The organism is Bacillus sp. FSL P2-0099 (assembly GCF_038007445.1).
Taxonomy (GTDB): Bacteria; Bacillota; Bacilli; order Bacillales; family Bacillaceae_G; genus Bacillus_A; species Bacillus_A mycoides.
The window spans coordinates 4,987,379-5,009,750 of record NZ_JBBOXE010000001.1 but is presented as its reverse complement, the minus strand read 5'-3'; the positions used below and the strand labels follow the sequence as shown (position 1 = coordinate 5,009,750).

General features: G+C 38.0%; 20 protein-coding genes and 1 other RNA gene. 20 read left to right on the top strand and 1 reads right to left on the bottom strand.

Annotation, left to right across the window (positions count from 1 at the left end):
* Positions 1-104 precede the first annotated feature (104 nt).
* The 8 genes from rpoN to eno all read left to right on the top strand — a co-directional run bounded on the left by rpoN (position 105) and on the right by eno (position 8,826).
* Positions 105-1,412: an RNA polymerase factor sigma-54 gene (rpoN, locus tag MKY90_RS26120; protein WP_002016074.1), complete on the top strand. Its 1,308-nt coding sequence runs from the start codon at positions 105-107 to the stop codon at positions 1,410-1,412.
* Between the two features lie 9 nt (positions 1,413-1,421).
* The gene (locus MKY90_RS26115; protein WP_002143722.1) at positions 1,422-1,667 is read left to right on the top strand and encodes a glutaredoxin family protein; all 246 of its coding nucleotides are present in this window, start codon (positions 1,422-1,424) and stop codon (positions 1,665-1,667) included.
* Between the two features lie 135 nt (positions 1,668-1,802).
* A complete protein-coding gene (gene cggR / locus MKY90_RS26110; RefSeq protein ID WP_061673724.1) occupies positions 1,803-2,831 on the top strand; it encodes a gapA transcriptional regulator CggR in 1,029 nt (342 codons plus the stop codon).
* A 26-nt stretch (positions 2,832-2,857) separates the two neighbouring features.
* The gene (gene gap / locus MKY90_RS26105; RefSeq protein WP_002016071.1) at positions 2,858-3,862 is read left to right on the top strand and encodes a type I glyceraldehyde-3-phosphate dehydrogenase; all 1,005 of its coding nucleotides are present in this window, start codon (positions 2,858-2,860) and stop codon (positions 3,860-3,862) included.
* A gap of 139 nt (positions 3,863-4,001) precedes the next feature.
* On the top strand, positions 4,002-5,186 hold the full coding sequence (locus MKY90_RS26100; RefSeq protein WP_341092926.1) for a phosphoglycerate kinase: 1,185 nt from the start codon (positions 4,002-4,004) through the stop codon (positions 5,184-5,186).
* 32 nt (positions 5,187-5,218) lie between these two features.
* A complete protein-coding gene (gene tpiA / locus MKY90_RS26095; RefSeq protein ID WP_002159914.1) occupies positions 5,219-5,974 on the top strand; it encodes a triose-phosphate isomerase in 756 nt (251 codons plus the stop codon).
* On the top strand, positions 5,971-7,500 hold the full coding sequence (gene gpmI / locus MKY90_RS26090) for a 2,3-bisphosphoglycerate-independent phosphoglycerate mutase (protein ID WP_002129880.1): 1,530 nt from the start codon (positions 5,971-5,973) through the stop codon (positions 7,498-7,500). The genes tpiA and gpmI overlap by 4 nt, the downstream gene beginning before the upstream one ends.
* 30 nt (positions 7,501-7,530) lie before the next feature.
* On the top strand, positions 7,531-8,826 hold the full coding sequence (gene eno / locus MKY90_RS26085; protein ID WP_000103948.1) for a phosphopyruvate hydratase: 1,296 nt from the start codon (positions 7,531-7,533) through the stop codon (positions 8,824-8,826).
* A gap of 50 nt (positions 8,827-8,876) precedes the next feature.
* Here eno and MKY90_RS26080 read toward each other — a convergent pair whose 3' ends face one another.
* Positions 8,877-9,827 carry a nucleoside hydrolase gene (locus MKY90_RS26080; RefSeq protein WP_341092923.1) on the bottom strand — a complete coding sequence of 317 codons (951 nt, stop codon included), beginning with the start codon at positions 9,825-9,827 and terminating at the stop codon, positions 8,877-8,879.
* A gap of 288 nt (positions 9,828-10,115) precedes the next feature.
* On the opposite strand from MKY90_RS26080, the gene MKY90_RS26075 reads away from it, so the two are divergent.
* The 12 genes from MKY90_RS26075 (at position 10,116) to MKY90_RS26020 (ending at position 21,894) form a co-directional block, all read left to right on the top strand.
* Positions 10,116-10,493 carry a CidA/LrgA family holin-like protein gene (locus MKY90_RS26075; RefSeq protein ID WP_002016064.1) on the top strand — a complete coding sequence of 126 codons (378 nt, stop codon included), beginning with the start codon at positions 10,116-10,118 and terminating at the stop codon, positions 10,491-10,493.
* Positions 10,490-11,182, top strand: a complete 693-nt coding sequence (locus tag MKY90_RS26070; protein WP_063218052.1) for an LrgB family protein — start codon at positions 10,490-10,492, stop codon at positions 11,180-11,182. Before MKY90_RS26075 ends, MKY90_RS26070 begins: the two co-directional genes overlap by 4 nt.
* Before the next feature lie 94 nt (positions 11,183-11,276).
* Positions 11,277-11,510, top strand: a complete 234-nt coding sequence (secG, locus tag MKY90_RS26065; protein WP_002016062.1) for a preprotein translocase subunit SecG — start codon at positions 11,277-11,279, stop codon at positions 11,508-11,510.
* 161 nt (positions 11,511-11,671) lie between these two features.
* Positions 11,672-12,412 carry an alpha/beta hydrolase gene (locus tag MKY90_RS26060; protein WP_162836430.1) on the top strand — a complete coding sequence of 247 codons (741 nt, stop codon included), beginning with the start codon at positions 11,672-11,674 and terminating at the stop codon, positions 12,410-12,412.
* 375 nt (positions 12,413-12,787) lie between these two features.
* Positions 12,788-15,208, top strand: coding sequence for a ribonuclease R (gene rnr, locus MKY90_RS26055; protein WP_445661560.1), 2,421 nt, complete (start codon positions 12,788-12,790; stop codon positions 15,206-15,208).
* A 336-nt stretch (positions 15,209-15,544) separates the two neighbouring features.
* Positions 15,545-16,012, top strand: coding sequence for an SsrA-binding protein (gene smpB / locus MKY90_RS26050; protein ID WP_098167518.1), 468 nt, complete (start codon positions 15,545-15,547; stop codon positions 16,010-16,012).
* Between the two features lie 125 nt (positions 16,013-16,137).
* Positions 16,138-16,492: a transfer-messenger RNA gene (gene ssrA / locus MKY90_RS26045) on the top strand.
* Positions 16,493-16,874: 382 nt separating this feature from the next.
* Positions 16,875-17,552 (top strand): response regulator transcription factor, encoded by a 678-nt coding sequence (locus MKY90_RS26040; RefSeq protein ID WP_078184808.1) that lies wholly within the window; start codon positions 16,875-16,877, stop codon positions 17,550-17,552.
* 482 nt (positions 17,553-18,034) lie between these two features.
* Positions 18,035-19,048 (top strand): siderophore ABC transporter substrate-binding protein, encoded by a 1,014-nt coding sequence (locus MKY90_RS26035; RefSeq protein ID WP_063218055.1) that lies wholly within the window; start codon positions 18,035-18,037, stop codon positions 19,046-19,048.
* A 19-nt stretch (positions 19,049-19,067) separates the two neighbouring features.
* Entirely contained in the window at positions 19,068-20,084 is a 1,017-nt protein-coding gene (locus MKY90_RS26030; protein ID WP_063218056.1) for an ABC transporter permease, read from the top strand.
* Positions 20,081-21,145 carry an iron chelate uptake ABC transporter family permease subunit gene (locus MKY90_RS26025; protein WP_000631242.1) on the top strand — a complete coding sequence of 355 codons (1,065 nt, stop codon included), beginning with the start codon at positions 20,081-20,083 and terminating at the stop codon, positions 21,143-21,145. The genes MKY90_RS26030 and MKY90_RS26025 overlap by 4 nt, the downstream gene beginning before the upstream one ends.
* Positions 21,142-21,894, top strand: coding sequence for an iron ABC transporter ATP-binding protein (locus MKY90_RS26020; protein ID WP_002139178.1), 753 nt, complete (start codon positions 21,142-21,144; stop codon positions 21,892-21,894). Before MKY90_RS26025 ends, MKY90_RS26020 begins: the two co-directional genes overlap by 4 nt.
* The last annotated feature ends 478 nt before the right edge of the window (positions 21,895-22,372 follow it).

The window sequence follows — 22,372 nt, the reverse complement described above, 5'->3', positions numbered from 1 at the left end:
TCTCATTAATACATATAAATTAATAATATTTTGGAATGGGTGTCTGCGTGAGGATTCTCCTTTTACCAAACTTATTGTACAATAGAAACAAGGGGGAGATTAGTTTGAAGGCAAGTCTTTTACAAGAACAAAGCTTACGTTTGGCAATGACACAAGAGTTAAGGCAAGCGATTACAATGCTCCAGTATAATGTACAAGAATTATCGGAGTTTTTGTATGAGCAATCGTTAGAGAATCCCCTTATTGAGTTAGGTGGTTTTGAGAGGGAGAAGAAAAAGAGCTCTAACACAAGTAAAAGTACCCGCAAACAAGTCGAGAATCAAATGGAAATCTACAGTGTGGATTCTACAACGATTCAGCAACATTTATTAAATCAACTACAGTATTATAAAATAGATGAAGAAGAGCGAAAAGCAGCTTCTTTCATTATTATGAACATGGATGGAAATGGCTATTTACAAGAAACAAATGAAGAGTTATCAGAGCTTCTTTCTGCGCCAATTGATGTAGTGGACTGTTCCGTGGAGCTTGTTCAATCGTTAGAGCCAGCAGGGGTAGGTGCGCGTAATATTCAGGAATGTCTATCAATCCAATTGAAGCGCTTACAAAGAAGGAATGGGTTAGCAGAAGAAATTATAGATGATCATTTTAATTATTTCGTTAAGAAAGATTGGCGAAAGCTCGTTCAAGTGTTGAAGTGTACCAACGAGGAATTACAGGATGCGGTGAACTGTATTACATCATTGCAGCCGAAACCAGGTCTTGCATTTTCTTCTGATAAACCACTTTATATCGTGCCTGATATGGCGGTAAAAAAAGATGGCGATCATCTCGTTTTACAGATGAATGAGAGAAATATGCCAAGAATTGAAATTCACTCTGAGTATAGTGCGTTACTAAATAATAGTGAAAGTGAAGTGGCTTCTTACGTATCGGAGAAGTATCAGCATGTGCAATGGATTATGCGCAGTTTGAAACAGAGAAAACAAACACTCTTACAAGTGATGAATATTATTATGGAAAAACAGCATGATTTCTTCTGGGGAGGTCCAGAGTATTTAAAACCACTTGCTTTAAAAGAGGTGGCGGAAGAGTTAGGTGTGCATGAGTCTACAATTAGTCGTGCAACGCGTAATAAATATGTGCAAACGCCGCACGGTTTATTTGAGATGAAATCGTTCTTTAGTAATTCTATTTCTACGACGGAAGATGAGGCGGTTTCTACAAAGCGTGTGAAACAATTCATTCAAACGCTTGTTGGAGCAGAAAATAAGAAAAAGCCACTTTCGGATCAAAAGATTTCAAAATTATTAGAAGAAGAGCATGAAATAGTTATTTCTCGAAGAACGGTTGCGAAGTATAGAGAACAAATGCATATTCCTGCTTCATCTCTAAGAAAAACAATTGGATAGGTGAAGAAGATGAAGGTTGTACTATATACAAAAAAAGATTGTGGTCTTTGCGTGAAGGCGAAACAAGTTTTAAAAGAAGTACAATATGAATATTCTTTTCAAATTGAGGAAATAGATATATATGAAGATAATGACCTTTTAGAGAAATACCATCTAATGATTCCTGTTGTAGAAATAGGCGGAAGACAAGTGGAATATGGTAACATTCACAAAGGTGTCATAATAAACTATATAAAGAATGCAGTTAAGAGTTGAATAAGTTTCTGTCTCCTGTTACAATAATACACGTAGCAGGGATTATTTTTTTAACCTAAGTGGGACACAAAATGTCACTACGGGACATAAAGTGACCACGAAGGGAAATGAACCGATGCAGTGAGGAGAAAAGATATGCGCTCATGGATTCAGAACACAAAAAAATTATTACCTGATCTGCTACCTGTTATGCAAACGAGAATGCAAGTGCTTCAGTACATTAGGCTTATGCAGCCGATTGGAAGAAGAAACTTATCTGCAAGTCTCGGTATGACAGAACGAGTATTGCGAAGTGAAGTTCAAGTTTTGAAAGAACAAAACTTAGTTCACGTCGCTTCTTCTGGAATGACTTTGACAGAAGAAGGAACAGCTTTAGTTCTTGCTTTGGAAGACTTTATGAAAGAAATTTCCGGGTTAAAGGTTTTAGAAAAACAACTTAAGGAAACATTAGACTTGGATGAAGTTTTCGTTGTCCCTGGTGATAGTGATGAATCACCTTGGGTCAAACTGGAGATGGGCCGTGCTTGTGTGACTTGTATAAAAGACCGTCTGACAGTGAATAATATCGTTGCTGTGGCTGGAGGAAGTACGCTAGCTGCTGCTGCGGACATGATGCAACTTGATTGCAAAGATTTACATATGCTATTTGTCCCAGCACGTGGTGGAATTGGAGAAGGTGTCGAGTTAGAAGCCAATACCATTTGCGCCAAAATGGCACAAAATACGATGAGTAATTATCGCTTATTGTATGTTCCAGATCACGTTAGTAGCGAAGCATATGCGTCTATTGTAACAGAGCCCTCCGTGAAAGAAGTTCTTGAGTTGATTCGATCTTCCAATATCGTCATTCATGGAATTGGTGATGCGTTAACAATGGCACGTCGCAGAAATACTTCAGAAGCAGATTGGTTAAAGATTCAGGCAAGCGAAGCAGTTGGCGAAGCTTTCGGTTACTACTTTAATGAACAAGGAAATGTTGTTCATAAAGTAAGAACAGTTGGTATGCAACTTGAAGATTTACAACATGTATCTCACGTTGTCGCAGTCGCTGGAGGTTCTTCAAAAGCAAAAGCAATACAGGCTGTAATAAAGCAAGGGCACACTTCAATTCTAATTACAGATGAAGGTGCAGCAAAACAATTAACAAAGGGTATTACCCTTTAATATAATCCCCCAAGGAGGAAATTTAAATGACTAAAATTGGTATTAATGGATTTGGACGTATCGGACGTAACGTATTCCGCGCAGCTCTTAACAACTCTGAGGTAGAAGTAGTAGCAATCAACGACTTAACAGATGCTAAAACATTAGCTCACCTTTTAAAATATGATACAGTTCACGGAACTTTAAATGCAGAAGTATCTGCTAACGAAAACAGCATCGTTGTTAACGGTAAAGAAATTAAAGTTATCGCTGAGCGTGACCCAGCTCAATTACCATGGAGCGACTACGGAGTAGAAGTAGTAGTAGAATCTACTGGCCGTTTCACTAAAAAATCAGACGCTGAGAAACACTTAGGTGGATCAGTTAAGAAAGTTATCATCTCAGCTCCAGCTTCTGACGAAGATATCACTGTAGTTATGGGTGTTAACCACGAACAATACGATGCAGCTAACCACAACGTAGTATCTAATGCTTCTTGTACTACAAACTGTCTAGCTCCATTCGCTAAAGTATTAAACGAAAAATTCGGCGTAAAACGCGGAATGATGACAACAATTCACTCTTACACTAACGACCAACAAATCTTAGACTTACCACACAAAGATTTACGTCGTGCTCGTGCAGCAGCTGAAAACATGATCCCAACATCTACTGGTGCTGCTAAAGCTGTAGCATTAGTATTACCAGAACTTAAAGGTAAATTAAACGGCGGCGCTGTACGTGTTCCAACTGCTAACGTTTCTCTTGTTGACTTAGTTGTTGAACTTGACAAAGAAGTAACAGTTGAAGATGTAAACGCAGCATTCAAAGCAGCTTCTGAAGGCGAATTAAAAGGTATCCTTGGATACAGCGAAGAGCCATTAGTATCTATCGACTATAACGGATGTACAGCTTCTTCTACAATCGATGCATTATCTACAATGGTAATGGAAGGTAACATGGTTAAAGTACTTTCTTGGTACGATAACGAAACTGGTTACTCTAACCGCGTAGTAGACCTAGCTGCATACATGACTTCTAAAGGTCTTTAATTCTTAAGTATATAAGCAATCAATGACAAAACGAGGGAGAGGGTTTGTTCCCTCTCTCTCTTCTTTCGTTTTAGAAGCAAATGTGTTAAGCTTTTGAATGGGTTTTGTCAATCCTAACTAGTAGTCGGAGGGAAATCCAATGAACAAAAAATCAATTCGTGACGTAGATTTAAAAGGTAAGCGTGTATTTTGCCGCGTTGATTTCAACGTACCTATGAAAGAAGGCAAAATTACAGATGAAACTCGTATCCGTGCAGCTCTTCCTACAATTCAATATTTAATAGAGCAAGGTGCGAAAGTAATTTTAGCAAGTCATTTAGGCCGTCCAAAAGGTCAAGCAGTAGAAGAATTACGTCTTACTCCAGTAGCAGCACGTTTAGGCGAGCTTCTTGGTAAAGATGTTAAAAAAGCGGACGAAGCATTCGGACCAGTTGCACAAGAAATGGTTGCAGCAATGAAAGAAGGCGACGTATTAGTTCTTGAAAACGTACGTTTCTATGCGGGCGAAGAAAAGAACGATGCAGAACTTGCGAAAGAATTTGCAGCTCTTGCTGATATCTTCGTAAACGATGCATTCGGTGCAGCTCACCGTGCTCACGCTTCTACAGCAGGAATCGCAGACTACCTACCAGCAGTATCTGGTTTATTAATGGAAAAAGAGTTAGATGTATTAGGTAAAGCACTTTCTAACCCAGAACGTCCATTCACAGCTATCATCGGTGGTGCGAAAGTAAAAGATAAAATCGGTGTAATTCGTCATCTATTAGACAAAGTAGATAACTTAATCATCGGTGGCGGACTTGCTTACACATTCGTTAAAGCATTAGGTCATGAAATTGGTCTATCTCTATGTGAAAACGACAAAATTGAACTAGCTAAAGAATTTATGCAACTTGCAAAAGAAAAAGGCGTAAACTTCTATATGCCAGTTGATGTTGTAATCACAGAGGAATTCTCTGAAACTGCAACAACTCAAATCGTTGGTATCGACTCTATCCCTTCTACATGGGAAGGCGTGGACATCGGTCCTAAAACACGTGAAATTTATGCAGATGTAATTAAAAACTCTAAGCTTGTTGTATGGAATGGACCAATGGGTGTATTCGAAATGACTCCATTCGCAGAAGGTACAAAAGCAGTAGGGCAAGCATTAGCAGATGCAGAAGATACATACTCTGTTATCGGCGGTGGTGACTCTGCAGCAGCTGTTGAAAAATTCGGTATGGCTGATAAAATGAGCCACATTTCTACTGGCGGCGGTGCGTCATTAGAATTCATGGAAGGTAAAGAACTTCCAGGTGTAGTTTGTCTTAACGACAAATAAGTAGCAGCCAAAGAAAAAGGACGGTGCAAAGCATGCGTAAACCAATTATCGCAGGTAACTGGAAAATGAATAAAACTCTAGCTGAAGCAGTTAGCTTCGTAGAGGAAGTTAAAGGTCAAATCCCAGCAGCTTCAGCTGTTGATGCAGTAGTTTGTTCGCCAGCTCTATTCTTAGAGCGCTTAGTAGCAAAGGCTGAAGGAACTGACTTACAAGTAGGTGCACAAAACATGCACTTCGAAAAAAATGGTGCATTCACTGGCGAAATTAGCCCAGTAGCACTTAGCGACTTAAAAGTAGGCTACGTAGTACTTGGCCACTCTGAGCGTCGTGAAATGTTTGCTGAAACAGACGAGTCAGTAAATAAAAAGACTCTTGCAGCATTTGAACATGGTTTAACACCAATCGTTTGTTGTGGTGAGACTTTAGAAGAGCGCGAAAGCGGAAAAACATTTGATCTAGTAGCAGGTCAAGTAACAAAAGCACTTGCAGGTTTAACAGAAGAGCAAGTTAAAGTAACTGTTATCGCTTATGAGCCAATCTGGGCTATCGGTACAGGTAAATCTTCTTCTTCTGCAGATGCAAATGAAGTATGTGCGCACATCCGTAAAGTTGTTGCAGAAGCTGTTTCTCCAGAAGCTGCAGAAGCTGTTCGTATTCAATACGGCGGTAGCGTAAAACCAGAAAACATTAAAGAGTATATGGCACAATCTGACATCGACGGCGCTTTAGTTGGCGGTGCTAGCTTAGAGCCTGCTTCGTTCTTAGGTCTTCTGGGGGCGGTAAAATGAGAAAGCCAACAGCTTTAATCATTCTTGATGGTTTCGGACTACGTGAAGAAACTTACGGGAATGCTGTAGCACAAGCTAAGAAGCCTAATTTTGATGGTTACTGGAACAAATTCCCTCACACAACGCTTACAGCTTCTGGTGAGGAAGTAGGTCTTCCAGCAGGTCAAATGGGTAACTCAGAGGTTGGTCACTTAAATATCGGTGCTGGCCGCATCGTATATCAAAGCTTAACACGCGTAAACGTTGCAATTCGTGAAGGTGAGTTCGATCAGAACGAAACTTTCCAAAATGCAATTAAAAGCGTGAAAGAAAAAGGTACTGCTCTTCATTTATTCGGTTTACTTTCTGATGGTGGTGTGCACAGTCACATGAACCATATGTTTGCTCTTCTTCGCTTAGCAGCAAAAGAAGGCGTGGAGAAAGTATATATCCATGCATTCTTAGATGGCCGCGATGTTGGACCACAAACAGCAAAAGGTTATATCGATGCAACAAATGAAGTAATTAAAGAAACAGGAGTAGGACAATTCGCGACTATCTCTGGTCGTTATTACTCCATGGACCGTGACAAGCGCTGGGATCGCGTAGAAAAATGTTACCGTGCTATGGTGAATGGTGAAGGCCCTACTTATAAATCAGCAGAAGAGTGTGTAGAAGACTCTTATGCAAATGGTATTCATGATGAATTCGTATTGCCGTCTGTAATTGTTAACGAAGATGACACGCCAGTTGCAACAATCAATAATGATGATGCAGTTATCTTCTATAACTTCCGTCCAGACCGTGCAATTCAAATTGCTCGTGTATTTACAAACGAAGACTTCCGTGAGTTCGATCGTGGTGAAAAAGTACCTCACATTCCTGAGTTCGTTTGTATGACACATTTCAGTGAAACTGTAGATGGTTACGTGGCATTCAAGCCAATGAACCTTGATAACACATTAGGTGAAGTTGTTGCGCAAGCGGGATTAAAGCAACTTCGCATCGCGGAAACTGAAAAGTATCCGCACGTTACATTCTTCTTTAGCGGTGGTCGTGAGGCTGAATTCCCAGGAGAAGAGCGTATTTTAATTAACTCACCGAAGGTTGCAACGTATGACTTGAAACCTGAAATGAGCATTTATGAAGTAACGGACGCTTTAGTAAATGACATCGAAAATGATAAACATGATGTTATCATCCTTAACTTTGCAAACTGTGATATGGTTGGCCATTCTGGGATGATGGAACCAACAATTAAAGCAGTAGAAGCAACTGACGAATGTTTAGGAAAAGTTGTAGAAGCGATTCTTGCAAAAGATGGTGTAGCACTTATTACTGCTGACCATGGTAATGCCGATCAGGAGTTAACTGCTGAAGGTGGACCAATGACAGCTCATACAACTAACCCGGTTCCTTTCATCGTTACAAAAAATGATGTAGAGCTTCGTGAAGGTGGTATTTTAGGAGATATCGCCCCAACAATGCTTACACTTTTAAATGTGGAACAACCGAAAGAAATGACAGGTAAAACAATTATTAAATAATTTGCTTATATAAAAAGGAGAGAATTTATTATGTCAACAATTATTGATGTTTATGCTCGCGAAGTCCTTGACTCTCGTGGTAACCCAACTGTAGAAGTAGAAGTTTACACAGAAAGCGGCGCATTCGGACGCGCTATCGTACCAAGTGGTGCATCTACTGGTGAGCACGAAGCAGTAGAATTACGTGACGGTGACAAATCTCGTTACCTTGGTAAAGGTGTTCTTAACGCAGTAAACAACGTTAACGAAGCAATCGCTCCAGAAATCGTTGGTTTCGACGTAACTGACCAAGCTGGTATCGACCGTGCTATGATCGAATTAGATGGCACTCCAAACAAAGGTAAACTAGGTGCTAACGCTATCCTTGGTGTATCTATGGCAGTAGCTCACGCAGCAGCTGACTTCGTAGGTCTTCCATTATACCGTTACCTTGGTGGATTCAATGCAAAACAATTACCAACTCCAATGATGAACATCATCAACGGTGGTTCTCACGCTGATAACAACGTTGACTTCCAAGAGTTCATGATCTTACCAGTTGGTGCTCCAACATTCAAAGAATCAATCCGTATGGGTGCTGAAGTATTCCATGCACTTAAAGCTGTATTACATGACAAAGGTCTTAACACTGCAGTAGGTGACGAAGGTGGATTCGCTCCAAACCTTGGTTCTAACCGTGAAGCATTAGAAGTAATCATCGAAGCTATCGAAAAAGCTGGTTACAAAGCTGGCGAGAACGTATTCTTAGGAATGGACGTTGCTTCTTCTGAGTTCTACAACAAAGAAACTGGTAAATATGACCTTGCAGGCGAAGGCCGTACTGGCTTAACTTCTGCAGAAATGGTTGATTTCTACGAAGAGCTTTGCAAAGACTTCCCAATCATCTCTATTGAAGATGGTTTAGACGAAAACGACTGGGATGGTCACAAATTATTAACTGAGCGTATCGGTGATAAAGTACAATTAGTTGGTGACGATTTATTCGTAACTAACACTCAAAAACTTGCTGAAGGTATCGAAAAAGGTATCTCTAACTCAATCTTAATTAAAGTTAACCAAATCGGTACTTTAACTGAGACTTTCGAAGCTATCGAAATGGCTAAACGTGCTGGTTACACAGCAGTTGTATCTCACCGTTCTGGTGAAACTGAAGATGCTACAATCGCTGACATCGCAGTTGCAACTAACGCTGGCCAAATCAAAACTGGTTCTATGAGCCGTACTGACCGTATTGCTAAGTACAACCAATTACTACGCATCGAAGACGAACTAGGCGAAATCGCTGTTTATGATGGTATCAAATCTTTCTACAACATCAAACGATAATTGTAGAAAATAACGACAGACCGTGAGAAATCACGGTCTGTTTTTTTTTGCTAAAATTGTTCGTCTGTCATAAGTGACATGAAGTATTTAAAGAAGAGATTATAATCAAAATCGATAGCAATTTGCTGCGAGGGCCGATTGGTGAATGGGCTTGATCCTACTAAAGAGCGGAAATCACCGATGCTTGCTCCTTGAGCGTAAGGTTCGGTCATGACGGTAATTGGTGATTTGTAGTAGGTAAACATAGAATTATCAAGTAAAGCTAATATCGGTATCGTGTCATGAAAAGGGCAGCCTTTTAATTGTGGTAAAATTTTTTCGTAATATCCATAGTAGTAATGATCGAATAGAGGTTTGACGAGAGAAGCCTTTCCTTTCGCCTCAATATATTCAGCCATATCAGGTGTAACGATGGAATACTGCGTTACATTTAACGGGTATATGTACATGTTGGATGCAGATTGTAATACAATGTTAGCCGCGATTGGATCGCCATAAAAATTCGCTTCTGATACGGGAGTTACATTACCTGGGTGCAGAAAGGAACCACCCATTACATAATAAGATTTAATTTGCTGCATTAAGTTTTTACATAAAATAAATAAAGCAGCTAGGGAAGTGAGTCGCCCTAAACTTACAATGATTAGTTCGTCTTTATACTGCTCGATAAGAGGGATAACTTCAAAAAAATTCTCCATTTCCCCGTTTTGTAACTTTTCATTTGGGATGATTGGGCCTAACCCTTCTTTACCGTGAATATTAGTAAAAAAAGCGGGTGGACCTCCATTGAGAGGACGGTCTGAACCACCAAATATTTTCATATCTCTATTTCTTGATTTTTGTTTAAGAAAATGAGCATTTTGTACGGCCATTTCTTTTGGAACATTGCCGTAATCAGCGACAATCCCAACAATTTCAATTTCATCGATAAAGAATGCGAGGAGGAGGGCTATCGCATCGTCGATTCCAGGATCACAAAAAATGAGAATTTTTTTAGACATGCGTTCACCACCTATCTTTATATATATATATGTGTGCTAGAGAGAAGGCAGAATAAAAATGGAGTGAAGGATTTTGTTTTATTAAAATAATAACCATCAAAATTCAGAAAATATAAACTTTATATATTAGGTCAAGGTTTTTGACGTAAATTACATTAGGAAACGCAGTCATATCAAGGGTGTAAGCGTATAATATAGTGGGTTTTCGTTGTCGATTTGATAAATTGCAGGTTTTTACAATTTATACTATGATAAGGATATTAACAGAAGATCGTATAAACATGAGGGATGATGAACATGAAACTTACAAAGATTCTTGTCCAAATTGCTGCTCTTTATGTATTTTATATGGTTGGAAATTGGGTGCAAGAAATGTTGAATCTTCCGATTCCAGGAAGTTTGATTGGGATGTTCCTCCTACTTGTTTTGCTTAGCCTAAAAGTACTTCCAGTGAAATGGTTTGATTTAGGAGCAGAAACACTCGTTGCTATTATGCCGTTTTTATTAATTCCGCCAACGCTTGGCTTAATGAATTACGGTGCTTTTTTTATGAGTAAAGGAATTTCCCTTTTCATTACAGTTGTAGCGAGTACGTTTTTAATTATTATTGTCGCAGGACATACAGGACAATATCTTGCGAATAGAAAGGAAAAAGAGACACAATGAGCCAAATATTAATCGGAATCGGTTGGGTTCTTTTTACGGTGCTATTATATCAATTATCTAAAAAAATCTACAAATTATTTCCAACACCATTTACCATTCCAATGCTTGTTGCAACAGGATTAATGGCTTTTTTATTTATAATGCTTGATATACCATATCAAAATTATATGGAAAGTGGTGGTGGCTGGATTGCGAAGCTACTAGGACCAGGTGTTGTAGCATTTGCAATCCCGCTTTATAAACAACGTCATGTTCTGCAAAAATATGTTGTACCAATTGCTGGTGGTGTATTAGTAGGTACAACAGTTGCTATTGCAAGTGATTTTGTTATCGCCACACTTATGGGAACAGATAAAAGCTTAATTTTATCTTCTTTACCAAAATCAGTGACAATGCCAGTTGCGATGAGTGTATCTGAACAAGTTGGTGGTGTCCCGTCCTTAACAGCAGCATTCGTCGTTATCGCAGGGATTACTGGAACGATTTCAGGACCCATTTTATTAAAATGGAGCCGTGTTACAAACTCAGTTGGTAAAGGGATTGGCTTTGGATGTGCGTCTCATATTATGGGTGTTATGAGAGCGATGAAAAATAATGAGCATGAAGGTGTTATTGGATCGGTAACAATGACATTAACAGCAATTTTGACATGTTTGCTTGGACCGTTATTCGCAATGATGTTCATGTAATAGAAGAAAAGCGAGAGCGATTCTATAGCTCTCGCTTTTCTATAGGATTTATGCTACATTTAAAATAACTGAATCTTTGTAGGAGGTACGCCAAGTGCATACGTTATTATCAGTTTTACTTATTATTGTATCGATTTTAATGATTGTTATGGTACTTATGCAGTCTAGTAATAGCTCAGGCCTTTCAGGCGCTATTTCAGGTGGTGCAGAGCAATTGTTTGGTAAGCAAAAAGCACGTGGAATTGAAGCGGTATTAAACCGTGTTACAGTTGTCTTAGCTGTACTATTCTTCGTACTAACAATTGGTGTTACGTACTTAAATTTATAAAATTAAAAGAAGAAGCGTTAGCGGATTATGCTAATGGTTCTTCTTTTTTTGATTTGTTATTCAAAAAAAGTTTCTAATTAGATTATAGAATTATAAATATGGTACACTAAGAATAGAAAGAATACGACTAGATTACAGAAGAGAAAGAGGAGAAGTACATGATGAAATTAGCATCTCCGAAACCATTTACATTTGAAGGTGGAGACCGCGCTGTTTTATTATTACATGGATTCACAGGGAACTCAGCTGACGTACGCATGCTAGGGCGTTTCTTAGAGAAGAAAGGCTATACTTGTCATGCACCAATTTATAAAGGACACGGCGTACCACCAGAAGAGCTTGTTCATACAGGCCCTGAAGACTGGTGGAAAGATGTAATGAATGCCTACCAGCATTTAAAAGATCAAGGTTACGAGAAAATAGCTGCGGTTGGATTATCATTAGGCGGAGTATTCTCATTAAAACTTGCTTATACATTACCGATTTTAGGTGTTGTACCAATGTGTGCACCGATGTACATTAAAAGTGAAGAAATTATGTACCAAGGTATATTGGCATATGCCCGCGAATATAAAAAGCGTGAGCAAAAATCACCAGAACGAATTGAGCAGGAAATGTTTGAATTTAAACAGACACCAATGAATACATTAAAAGCATTACAGGAGTTGATTCGTGACGTACGCAATAATGTTGATATGATTTATGCTCCAACATTCGTTGTACAAGCACGTCATGATGAGATGATTAATACAGATAGTGCTAACATTATTTATAACGGTGTGGAATCTACGTTAAAAGACATTAAATGGTATGAAGACTCTACGCATGTCATTACACTTGATAAAGAACGTGATGTGCTACATGAGGATGTATATAACTTCTTGGAGCAACTAGATTGGTAAGGTCTAGTTGCCTCTTTTTTTCATAAGGGAATTTTTATCCCGCTATTTGTGGGCTAATAATCAGTGGGAACGGACAAAAAACCACTGGTTAAAGTTACACTTTATGAAAGCTGTAAAAAATCATTGGGAGATGATTAAAGTTTCACTTTATCCCGCATTAACGGGCGGTAAGCCCCCCACCTTAAAATTCAGCGAAAGCAAAGAAGTTAGGTGGGGGAACCAACTGCCCGTAAAAGCCCGATTGGTTCAACTAATAATCAGTGGGGGATGAACAAAACCCCCACTGCTGAAAGTTTCACTTTATACATCCCCCATCTTTCGGATACACTAAATAATATAAGGGTTTAAAGGAGGTATTTCTGCTTGGAAGAAATCATGCAAGAACATATTGATAAGTTGTTATTATTTATGAGGGAAGAAGCGTATAAACCGTTAACGATACAAGAATTAGAATCGGCATTTGGAATCGAAGGCTCTGAGGGCTTTAAAGATTTCGTAAAGGCACTTGTAATGATGGAAGAGAAGGGGCTTGTTATCCGCACACGTAGTAACCGCTACGGTCTTCCAGAAAAAATGAATTTAGTACGCGGTAAATTAATTGGGCACGCACGTGGTTTTGCGTTCGTCGTTCCAGAAGAGAAGAAAACAGGAGATGATGATCTGTTCATCCCGCCGACAGAATTAAATGGTGCACTTCATGGTGATACAGTATTAGCACGTGTTAGCGCACAATCAAGTGGATCACGCCAAGAAGGCGCGATTGTTCGTATTTTAGAGCGTGGAACGAAGGAACTAGTTGGTACATATACAGAGTCAAAGAACTTTGGATTTGTTATACCTGATAATAAACGCTGGACAAGTGACATTTTTATCTTGAAAAGTGCATCTATGGGCGCTGTAGAAGGCCATAAAGTAGTTGTGAAAATTACGAGCTACCCAGAGAACCGTTTAAGCGCAGAAGGTGAAGTTATTCAAATTCTAGGTCATAAAAATGACCCAGGAGTAGATATTTTATCTGTCATTCATAAACATCATTTACCTTTAGCATTCCCTGAAGAAGTGATGGAGCATGCAAACAGTGTACCAGAAACGATTTCAGAAGAAGATATAAAAGATCGTCGTGATTTACGTGATCAAATGATTGTTACAATTGATGGTGCGGATGCGAAAGACTTAGATGACGCTGTTACAGTAACGAAGCTTGAGAACGGTAACTATAAGCTTGGTGTTCATATTGCGGATGTAAGTCATTACGTTCAAGAAGGTTCTCCAATTGATGTTGAAGCAGCAGAGAGAGCAACGAGTGTATATCTTGTAGACCGTGTAATTCCGATGATTCCGCATCGTTTATCAAACGGTATTTGTTCATTAAATCCGAAAGTAGACCGTCTGACACTATCTTGTGAAATGGAAATCAACAATCTAGGTGATGTTGTAAAACACGAGATTTTCCAAAGTGTAATTAAAACGACAGAGCGTATGACGTATGCTGACGTAAGAAGCATTTTAGAAGATGAAGACGAAGCACTAATTGAACGTTACGAGCCGCTAGTGCCAATGTTTAAAGAAATGGGGCAGTTAGCACAAATTTTACGTGAAAAACGTATGCGCCGTGGTGCGATTGACTTTGACTTTAAAGAAGCGAAAGTACTAGTAGATGAAGAAGGAAAACCGACTGATGTTGTAATGCGTGATCGTTCTGTATCAGAGAAGTTAATTGAAGAGTTTATGCTTGTTGCGAACGAAACAGTAGCGGAGCATTTCCACTGGATGAACGTACCGTTTATGTACCGTGTCCATGAAGATCCGAAAGAAGATAAGCTTGAGCGTTTCTTCGAGTTTGTAACAAACTTCGGATATGCAGTAAAGGGACGTGCGAATGAAATACACCCTCGTGCATTGCAGCAAATTCTTGAAATGGTTCAAGGTCAGCCGGAAGAAATAGTCATTTCAACAGTTATGCTTCGTTCTATGAAGCAAGCACGTTACGATTCGAACAGCTTAGGACATTTTGGTTTATCAACTGAGTTCTACACGCATTTCACATCGCCAATTCGTCGTTACCCAGATACGATTGTTCATAGATTGATTCGTGAATACATCATTAATGGTAAAGTAGACAACGAAACGCAAGCGAAATGGCGTGAAAACTTACCTGAGATTGCAGAGCACTCTTCTAATATGGAACGCCGTGCTGTTGAAGCAGAGCGTGAAACAGACGAAATGAAAAAAGCAGAGTATATGGTCGATAAGATCGGTGAAGAGTATGACGGTATGATTAGCTCTGTAACAAACTTCGGTTTATTCGTAGAGCTTCCAAATACAATTGAAGGTCTTGTACACGTTAGCTATTTAACAGATGATTACTACCGTTATGATGAAAAACATTTTGCTATGATTGGAGAACGTACAGGTAACGTATTCCGCATCGGTGACGAAATTACAATTCGTGTTATTAACGTAAATAAAGACGAGCGCGCAATCGACTTTGAAATCGTTGGCATGAAAGGCACACCTCGTCGTAAGTTCAAAGATCGTCCAGTTGTGATTGAACAGCCAAGAACAGGCAGAAAGAAACGCGGTGGACGTAGCGAACGTAGTAATGAGCGCGGTGGTGAACGCGGTACAGGAAGAAAGTTTGATCGTGGTGGACAAGGAAAAGGAAAAGCATCTGCATCCACATCCGCTAGTCAGCCAGGGAAAAAAGATGGTAATAGTAATAGTAATGGTAAGAAGAAAAAAGGATTCTTTGAAAATGTACCAGGATTCAAGAAGAAAAAGAAAAAGCGCAAGTAAGAAAAGAGTGGCTTCGCCTTACATTCTCAGCGAGCCACTTTCGCTTTTTATTGAATCCAGCTACAGTGGCTAGAATGTTTGGCGGCTTCGCTTCTTCCCAGGAGGCAAAGAGCGCCTCAAGGTCAGAAGCTCCATCCACCTCACATTCTGAGCGAGCCACTTTCGCTTTTTGTTGAATCTAGCTACAGTGGCTAGAATGTTTGGCGGCTTCGCTTCTTCCCAGGAGGCAAAGAGCGCCTCAAGGTCAGAAGCTCCATCCACCTCACATTCTGAGCGAGCCACTTTCGCTTTTTGTTTACATTTGTTACAATGGTAAAAATAGAGGAGGGACGTTATATGCCAAAGGGTACAGGTAAGGTTATTGCGCAAAATAAAAAAGCATTTCATGATTATTTCATCGAAGAAACATACGAAGTAGGGCTTGTCCTTCAAGGAACGGAAATTAAGTCGATTCGCGCTGGACGCGTGAACTTGAAAGACGCGTTTGCACGTATACATAACGGTGAAGTATGGGTTCATAATATGCATATTAATACATATGAACAAGGGAATCGTTTTAATCACGATCCGCTTCGTACAAGAAAGTTACTTCTTCATAAGAAAGAAATTGATAAGCTAGCAGGTTATGCAAAAGAAACAGGTTATGCATTAATTCCAGTTAGAATCTATTTGAAAAATGGATTTGCGAAAATGGCACTTGGTTTAGCAAAAGGTAAGAAGCAATATGATAAGCGTCACGATTTAAAAGAGAAAGAAGCTAAACGTGAAATTGCACGCGTGTTCCGTGATCGTCAAAAGATGTAATACAGATATTTACATTTGTAAAACGGCGCGCGTATGATATAATAACTTATGTAAGATTGTTGCACATTGAAAAACAGCTCTTAGTAGCTATCACGATATTTCTTCGTATGCTCCATTTTTATCATGGGGACGTTACGGATTCGACAGGGATAGTTCGAGCTTAGGTTGCGAGTCGAGGGGATCGGCCTCGTTAAAACGTCAAAGCCTATAATTGGCAAACAAAACAATCTTTCTTTAGCTGCTTAATTGCACTAAAGGTTCCTCCCTCCATCGTCCATGTGGTAGGGTAAGGGACTCAAACTAAGTGGACTACGCCGGAGTTCGCCGTCTGAGGGCGAAGGAAGAGAACAATCAGACTAGCAACTTGGAAGCCTGTCGATAGGCTGAAGAGTTCGCGAAATGCTAATATATCGACTACACTCGTAGAAGCTTAAGTGCCGATATTTTTGGACGTGGGTTCGACTCCCACCGTCTCCACCAATACATAACTGTTTGGTGGTTTTTTATTTTGTATGATATGAACCATAACTTTGCCAGAGTGGCGGGGGTATGGTTCTTTTTGTTTTGTGGTTTGATAAAATGCTTAAGTTGAGGACGGTACCCTTGAAACAGAAACTGAGGGAATCGTTATTGATAATAAGCAGCTAGATAATATAGTTGCTCTTAATGATTAAATAATATGTATTTAAATCTTCATATATTTTGTGTTTTTATCCATATCTATTGTAAGATTATATAGAGTTCTCCTAATAAGCTGTTATAATGGCTTTTTTTAGGGATTTAATATTTATAAATCCTAAATTATTTTTTGGGGATAACTTTTTATCCAACTAAGTTATATTGAAGTAGAGGTGAACCATCGGTGAAGCAGGTGTTAGTAATTAAGAATGAACGGTCTTTTGCAAAGAAAATCGTAAGCGGTCTAACGCAAGAGGGCTATTTCATTTTAAAACTTCACAATGAAAACCAAGGTTTAAATATAGTATATGAACAAGATTGGGATATTATCATATTGGATTGGGATTCATTAAGTATATCGGGGCCAGAAATTTGTAGACAAATACGACTTGTTAAAACAACACCGATAATTATTGTGACCGACAATATTTCTAGCAAGGATTGCATAGCGGGGCTACAAGCAGGGGCAGATGATTATATTAGAAAACCATTTGTGAAAGAAGAATTAGTAGCAAGGGTTCAAGCTATTTTAAGGAGAACTGACTGTATCCAGCAAAATGAGATAAATTTTTTTCAGTTTAAAGATCTCTTTGTTGATGCATCTAGCGATATTGTGAAAAAAGGTGGTAAAAATCTCTCGCTTACGAAGCGCGAGTACGATTTACTTGTATTTTTAATCAAGAATAAAAATACAATATTGAGCCGTGAAATGCTTTTGAATCAGGTTTGGGGATATAACGTAGTAGTAAATCCAAATGTAGTAGACTTATATATTGGGTATGTAAGAAAAAAGTTAAAGTGCGAGAAGAAAGACAGATATATTCAAACGATACATGGCAGAGGCTATTCAATGGTTGAATGATAAAAATAAGATAATAGGTAAAGTACAGTTTGTCATAATAGAAAAAACGAGTAAAACTATTTCATACAGTTTTACTCGTTTTTTCTATTAAACCTGATAATCAAATAGTTTCTGTGAAATATTAAAAGACGGAACCTATAAAAAGAAGATTGCTATCAGGCAATGGATTATGAAAAAATTAGCTATTAATGGGCATTTTTTTTGCAATAGAAATCATGGTTTATAAGGTACCCAATCTATTGATTAGTACGTGTGGGGGATGACTCTGGTGCGCATTAGATGAGACTGTATCTAATTTATGTTTAATTTTATTAACTCACACCATTCACAAGATTTTCACATAATTAATGACTATACTTATTAACAGGATATTCAAATGAAAATGATTATCAATAGCAATTTAGATGCAGAAAAGTTACTATCTAATTTAATCTATGGACGTTATCATTTTCGAACTAAATTACATTATAAGGAGTATACGTATGAAAAAAACTATGCTTTTAAAATTAGTAAGTATTCTAGCAATTTTCACTTTAATGTTAGTAGCTTGCTCAGATTCAAGTAAGGAAACTTCGAAAGCTAATAAAGGTGATAGTAGTGATAAGCCAAAAACGGTTGAAATCACTGATGCTCATGGAACTGTTAAAGTCCCTGTAAACCCAAAGAATGTAGTTGCTTTGGATAACAGAACTTTTGAAACTTTATCTGATTGGGGAATTAAATTAGCGGCTGCTCCAAAGGATGTAATGCCTGCAGATTCAGCATATGTAAAGGATGAAAAAGTTCAAAATATCGGAAATCACCGTGAACCAAATCTTGAAATTATTGCAGCTGCAAATCCTGAACTTGTAATCGTTGGTCAAAGATTTGCTGGTCATTACGAAGAAATCAAAAAATTAGTACCAAAGGCAGCTGTTATTGATCTTAATGTTGATGTTTCTGAGAAAGCTACTAAGCCTGGCGAAAACTTAGTAAAAGGACTTAAAGATTCTACAATTACTTTAGGAAAAATCTTCGATAAAGATAAAGAAGCTAAACAAGTAGTAGCTGATTTTGATAAATCTATTGAAAAAGCAAAATCTGCTTATAATGGAAAAGATAAAGTTATGAGTGTTATCGTTACTGGTGGAAATATTGGTTTTGCTGCTCCACATTCTGGTCGCGTTTGGGGACCGATGTATGAAATTTTCGGTTGGACTCCAGCACTAGAAGTTGCTAATTCTACTGCAGGTCATAAAGGTGATGATGTTTCTGTTGAAGCTATTGCACAAACAAATCCTGATTGGATTTTCGTATTAGATCGTGATGCTGCAACATCTGATGCAGCTACTTCAGCTCCAGCTAAGGATGTTATTTCTAAATCACCTGCTCTTCAAAACACAACTGCTGTTTCTAAAAACCAGGTTATTTATGCACCAGAAGATACTTACACAAATGAATCAATTCAAACTTATACAGAGTTATTTGGAAATATTGCAAAAACTTTAGCTAAGTAGTGTAAAGGAGTACGAAGCAGTGTCAAAAAATATAATTTCTAGGGTTGAGAATATTTCTCAACCCCAGTTTTATAATCACAATAAATTATGGACAAAACCTTTTATAATAGCGATTATAGTTGTTATAATTTTAGGGATTATATCACTGTTTACTGGAGTTTATGATATACGTGGACAAGAGGACGGAATGGAGATGTTTTTCATCACTCGTGTTCCGAGAACAGTTGCATTAATGCTTACTGGAGCTGCAATGGCGATGGCAGGGCTCGTAATGCAACTCATTACACAGAATCGCTTTGTTGAACCTACTACAACGGGGACTATTGAATGGTCAGGCTTAGGCCTGCTTTTTGTATATTTACTGTTTCCTGCCCCGACTTTACTTCAAAGAATGACTGGTGCAATCATTTTTTCTTTTATAGGAACTATGATTTTCTTTTTATTTTTAAGAAGAGTTAAACTTCGTTCGTCTTTAATTGTCCCGATTATTGGATTGATGCTTGGAGCAGTTATTTCTGCAGTGTCTACTTTTTTGGGACTCCTTTTTCAAAAGACGCAAAGTATTGAAACTTGGTTTGTAGGTTCATTTGCTAACGTTCAGGTGGGAAGATATGAATATTTATGGCTGATTGTTATCATTACTTTTCTTATTTTTATGTATGCTAATAGATTGACTTTAGCTGGACTAGGAGAAGATGTCGCAACAAGCCTTGGAGTTAATTACAATAGAATTGTTCTTTTTGGGACTGCTCTTATCTCTGTTGCAGTTGGAATTGTTGCAGCTGTTATTGGACACTTACCTTTCTTGGGATTAATTGTGCCAAATATCGTTTCAATGTTTAGAGGTGATGATCTTAGGAGTAATTTACCTTGGGTATGTGTGATTGGAATGGGGACAATAACTACCTGTGACATCATTTCTCGAACAATTATACAGCCTTTTGAAGTACCTGTTTCTTTAATACTTGCAACAGTGGGAGCAGTCGTGTTTATTACTATTTTATTGAGACAAAGAAAACCAAGGAGGCTACGATGATCACATTAGAATATAGAAAAAAAGAAAATGTCGAAATCGATTCTAGCCTTCATAATGAAAGTAGATCAGCTAGTGCTTTTCGGTCTAAGAAGGAAGCAAGACGTTATTGGATTTTACTCATAACATTGATTGCTTTAGGTCTCCTTTCTTCATATGGACTTTTAGTTTATAACAATCCAGTTCCGATAGATTCACCTTCTTTTATCCCAGTTGTTAAGAGAAGGATAGTAGCTATTGTTGCAATGATTATTGCTGCAGTTTGCCATAGCTTGTCGACAGTTGCTTTCCAATCTATTACGAATAATAAGATTATTACTCCTTCGCTTTTAGGTTTCGAATCACTTTATTCAGCAATTCAAACGAGTACAATATTCTTCTTTGGTGCTAGTGCATTAATAAATTTTAATGGAATTGGATCATTTTTATTCCAAGTTGTTGTTATGGTTTTCATGAGTTTGATACTTTATGGATGGTTACTTTCCGGTAAATACGGGAATTTACAACTTATGCTTTTAGTTGGAATTATTATTGGTACCGGGCTAAATTCTGTATCAACTTTTATGAGAAAACTACTTGCGCCTTCAGAATTTGATATTTTACAAGCAAGATTATTTGGTTCTGTTAATCATGCAGATCCTGCATATTTTCCTATTGTAATTCCTATGATCATAATTGTAGCAGTATTAATTTTTGCTCATTCTAAGAATTTGAATGTTTTGTCACTAGGAAAGGATGTTGCTACTTCTTTTGGAGTTAAATATCAACCTAGTGTAATTTATACGCTTGTATTAGTTGCTATTTTGATGTCCATCTCAACAGCTCTAATTGGACCACTTACGTTCTACGGCTTTTTAGTAGCAACTTTGAGTTATCAGGCGGCGTCAACTTATGATCATAGATACATTTTTCCGATGGCTTTTGCTATAGGATTTTTGATAATGACGAGCGCATACTTTTTAATGTATCATGTATTCCATGCTCAAGGTGTAGTTTCAGTTATTATTGAATTATTTGGTGGAATCATATTCTTAACTATAGTTTTAAGGAAGAGGGCTTTATGATAAAAATTGATAATGTTAAAAAGTTCTATACGGATAAGGTAAAAATAGGACCTTTGGATATTGAAATACCAAAAGCGGGCTTTACTTCTTTAATTGGACCAAATGGCGCTGGAAAATCCACGACACTTTTGATGATTGGAAGACTCTTAGATATGGATGAAGGTCAAATTCAGGTAGCAAATATGGATGTTTCTGAATCCAAATCAAAAGACTTAGCAAAAGTTTTGACTATATTGCGACAAGAAAATCATTTTGTAACTAGGCTTACTGTTAGACAATTAGTTGGATTTGGGCGCTTTCCTTATTCAAAGGGAAGATTAACTAAAGAGGATGAAGCTATCATTTCTAAATATATCGATTTTCTAGATTTAACTAATTTAGAGAATAGATATTTAGATGAGCTTTCTGGCGGTCAAAGACAAAGGGCATATGTAGCGATGGTATTGTGCCAAGAGACTGAATATGTACTTTTGGACGAGCCTCTGAACAACCTTGATGTTGCTCGTTCTGTTCAAATGATGGAGCATTTGAGACGTGCAGCTAATGAATTTGGAAGAACAATTTTGACTGTTATGCATGACATAAATTTTGCAGCCAAATATTCGGATAAAATTTGTGCTATGAAGGATGGACAAATTGCTGCTTTTGGAACAGTAGAAGAGGTTATGGACCCGGAAATTTTGACAGATATTTTTGAAACAAAAATAGAAATTATCAATGGTCCTTATGGGCCAATTGCTGTTTATTAGTTACAAAATGTGAAAAATGAGTATGTCAAAAAATACTGTAGCTTGCGTAAATCATGCCAGCTACTCTAGTTGAAGTTGCTGTCTGTATTTTATAGGCAGCAGCTTTTTTTAATGCGGTTGCCCATGATAACTCTTAATATTTCTGGCTGCTCGTAACAGTCCTGCATGTATTTCATTACTTCCGGTCTTGCGATGCTTCCAACAATAAACTTGTAAATTACTCATGAAATGCAAAGGAATGCTTCGTGTTTTCAAGTATTTACCAAATGAAAAATTTATCTCTGTATAACTTTTTATAAGAATTCAGCTTGTTTTTTTTGTATGTAATATTGCATATAAGAGTGTATTGATAAAAGTGTAAGGGGTCACTATAATGAGGGCATAAAGATAAATCACATTTTCGTAGCAATAAAAAAGGAGGAAATAATATGGAAATCGCAATGGCAGTTTTGAAATTTGTAGGTGGCGTAATCCCGTT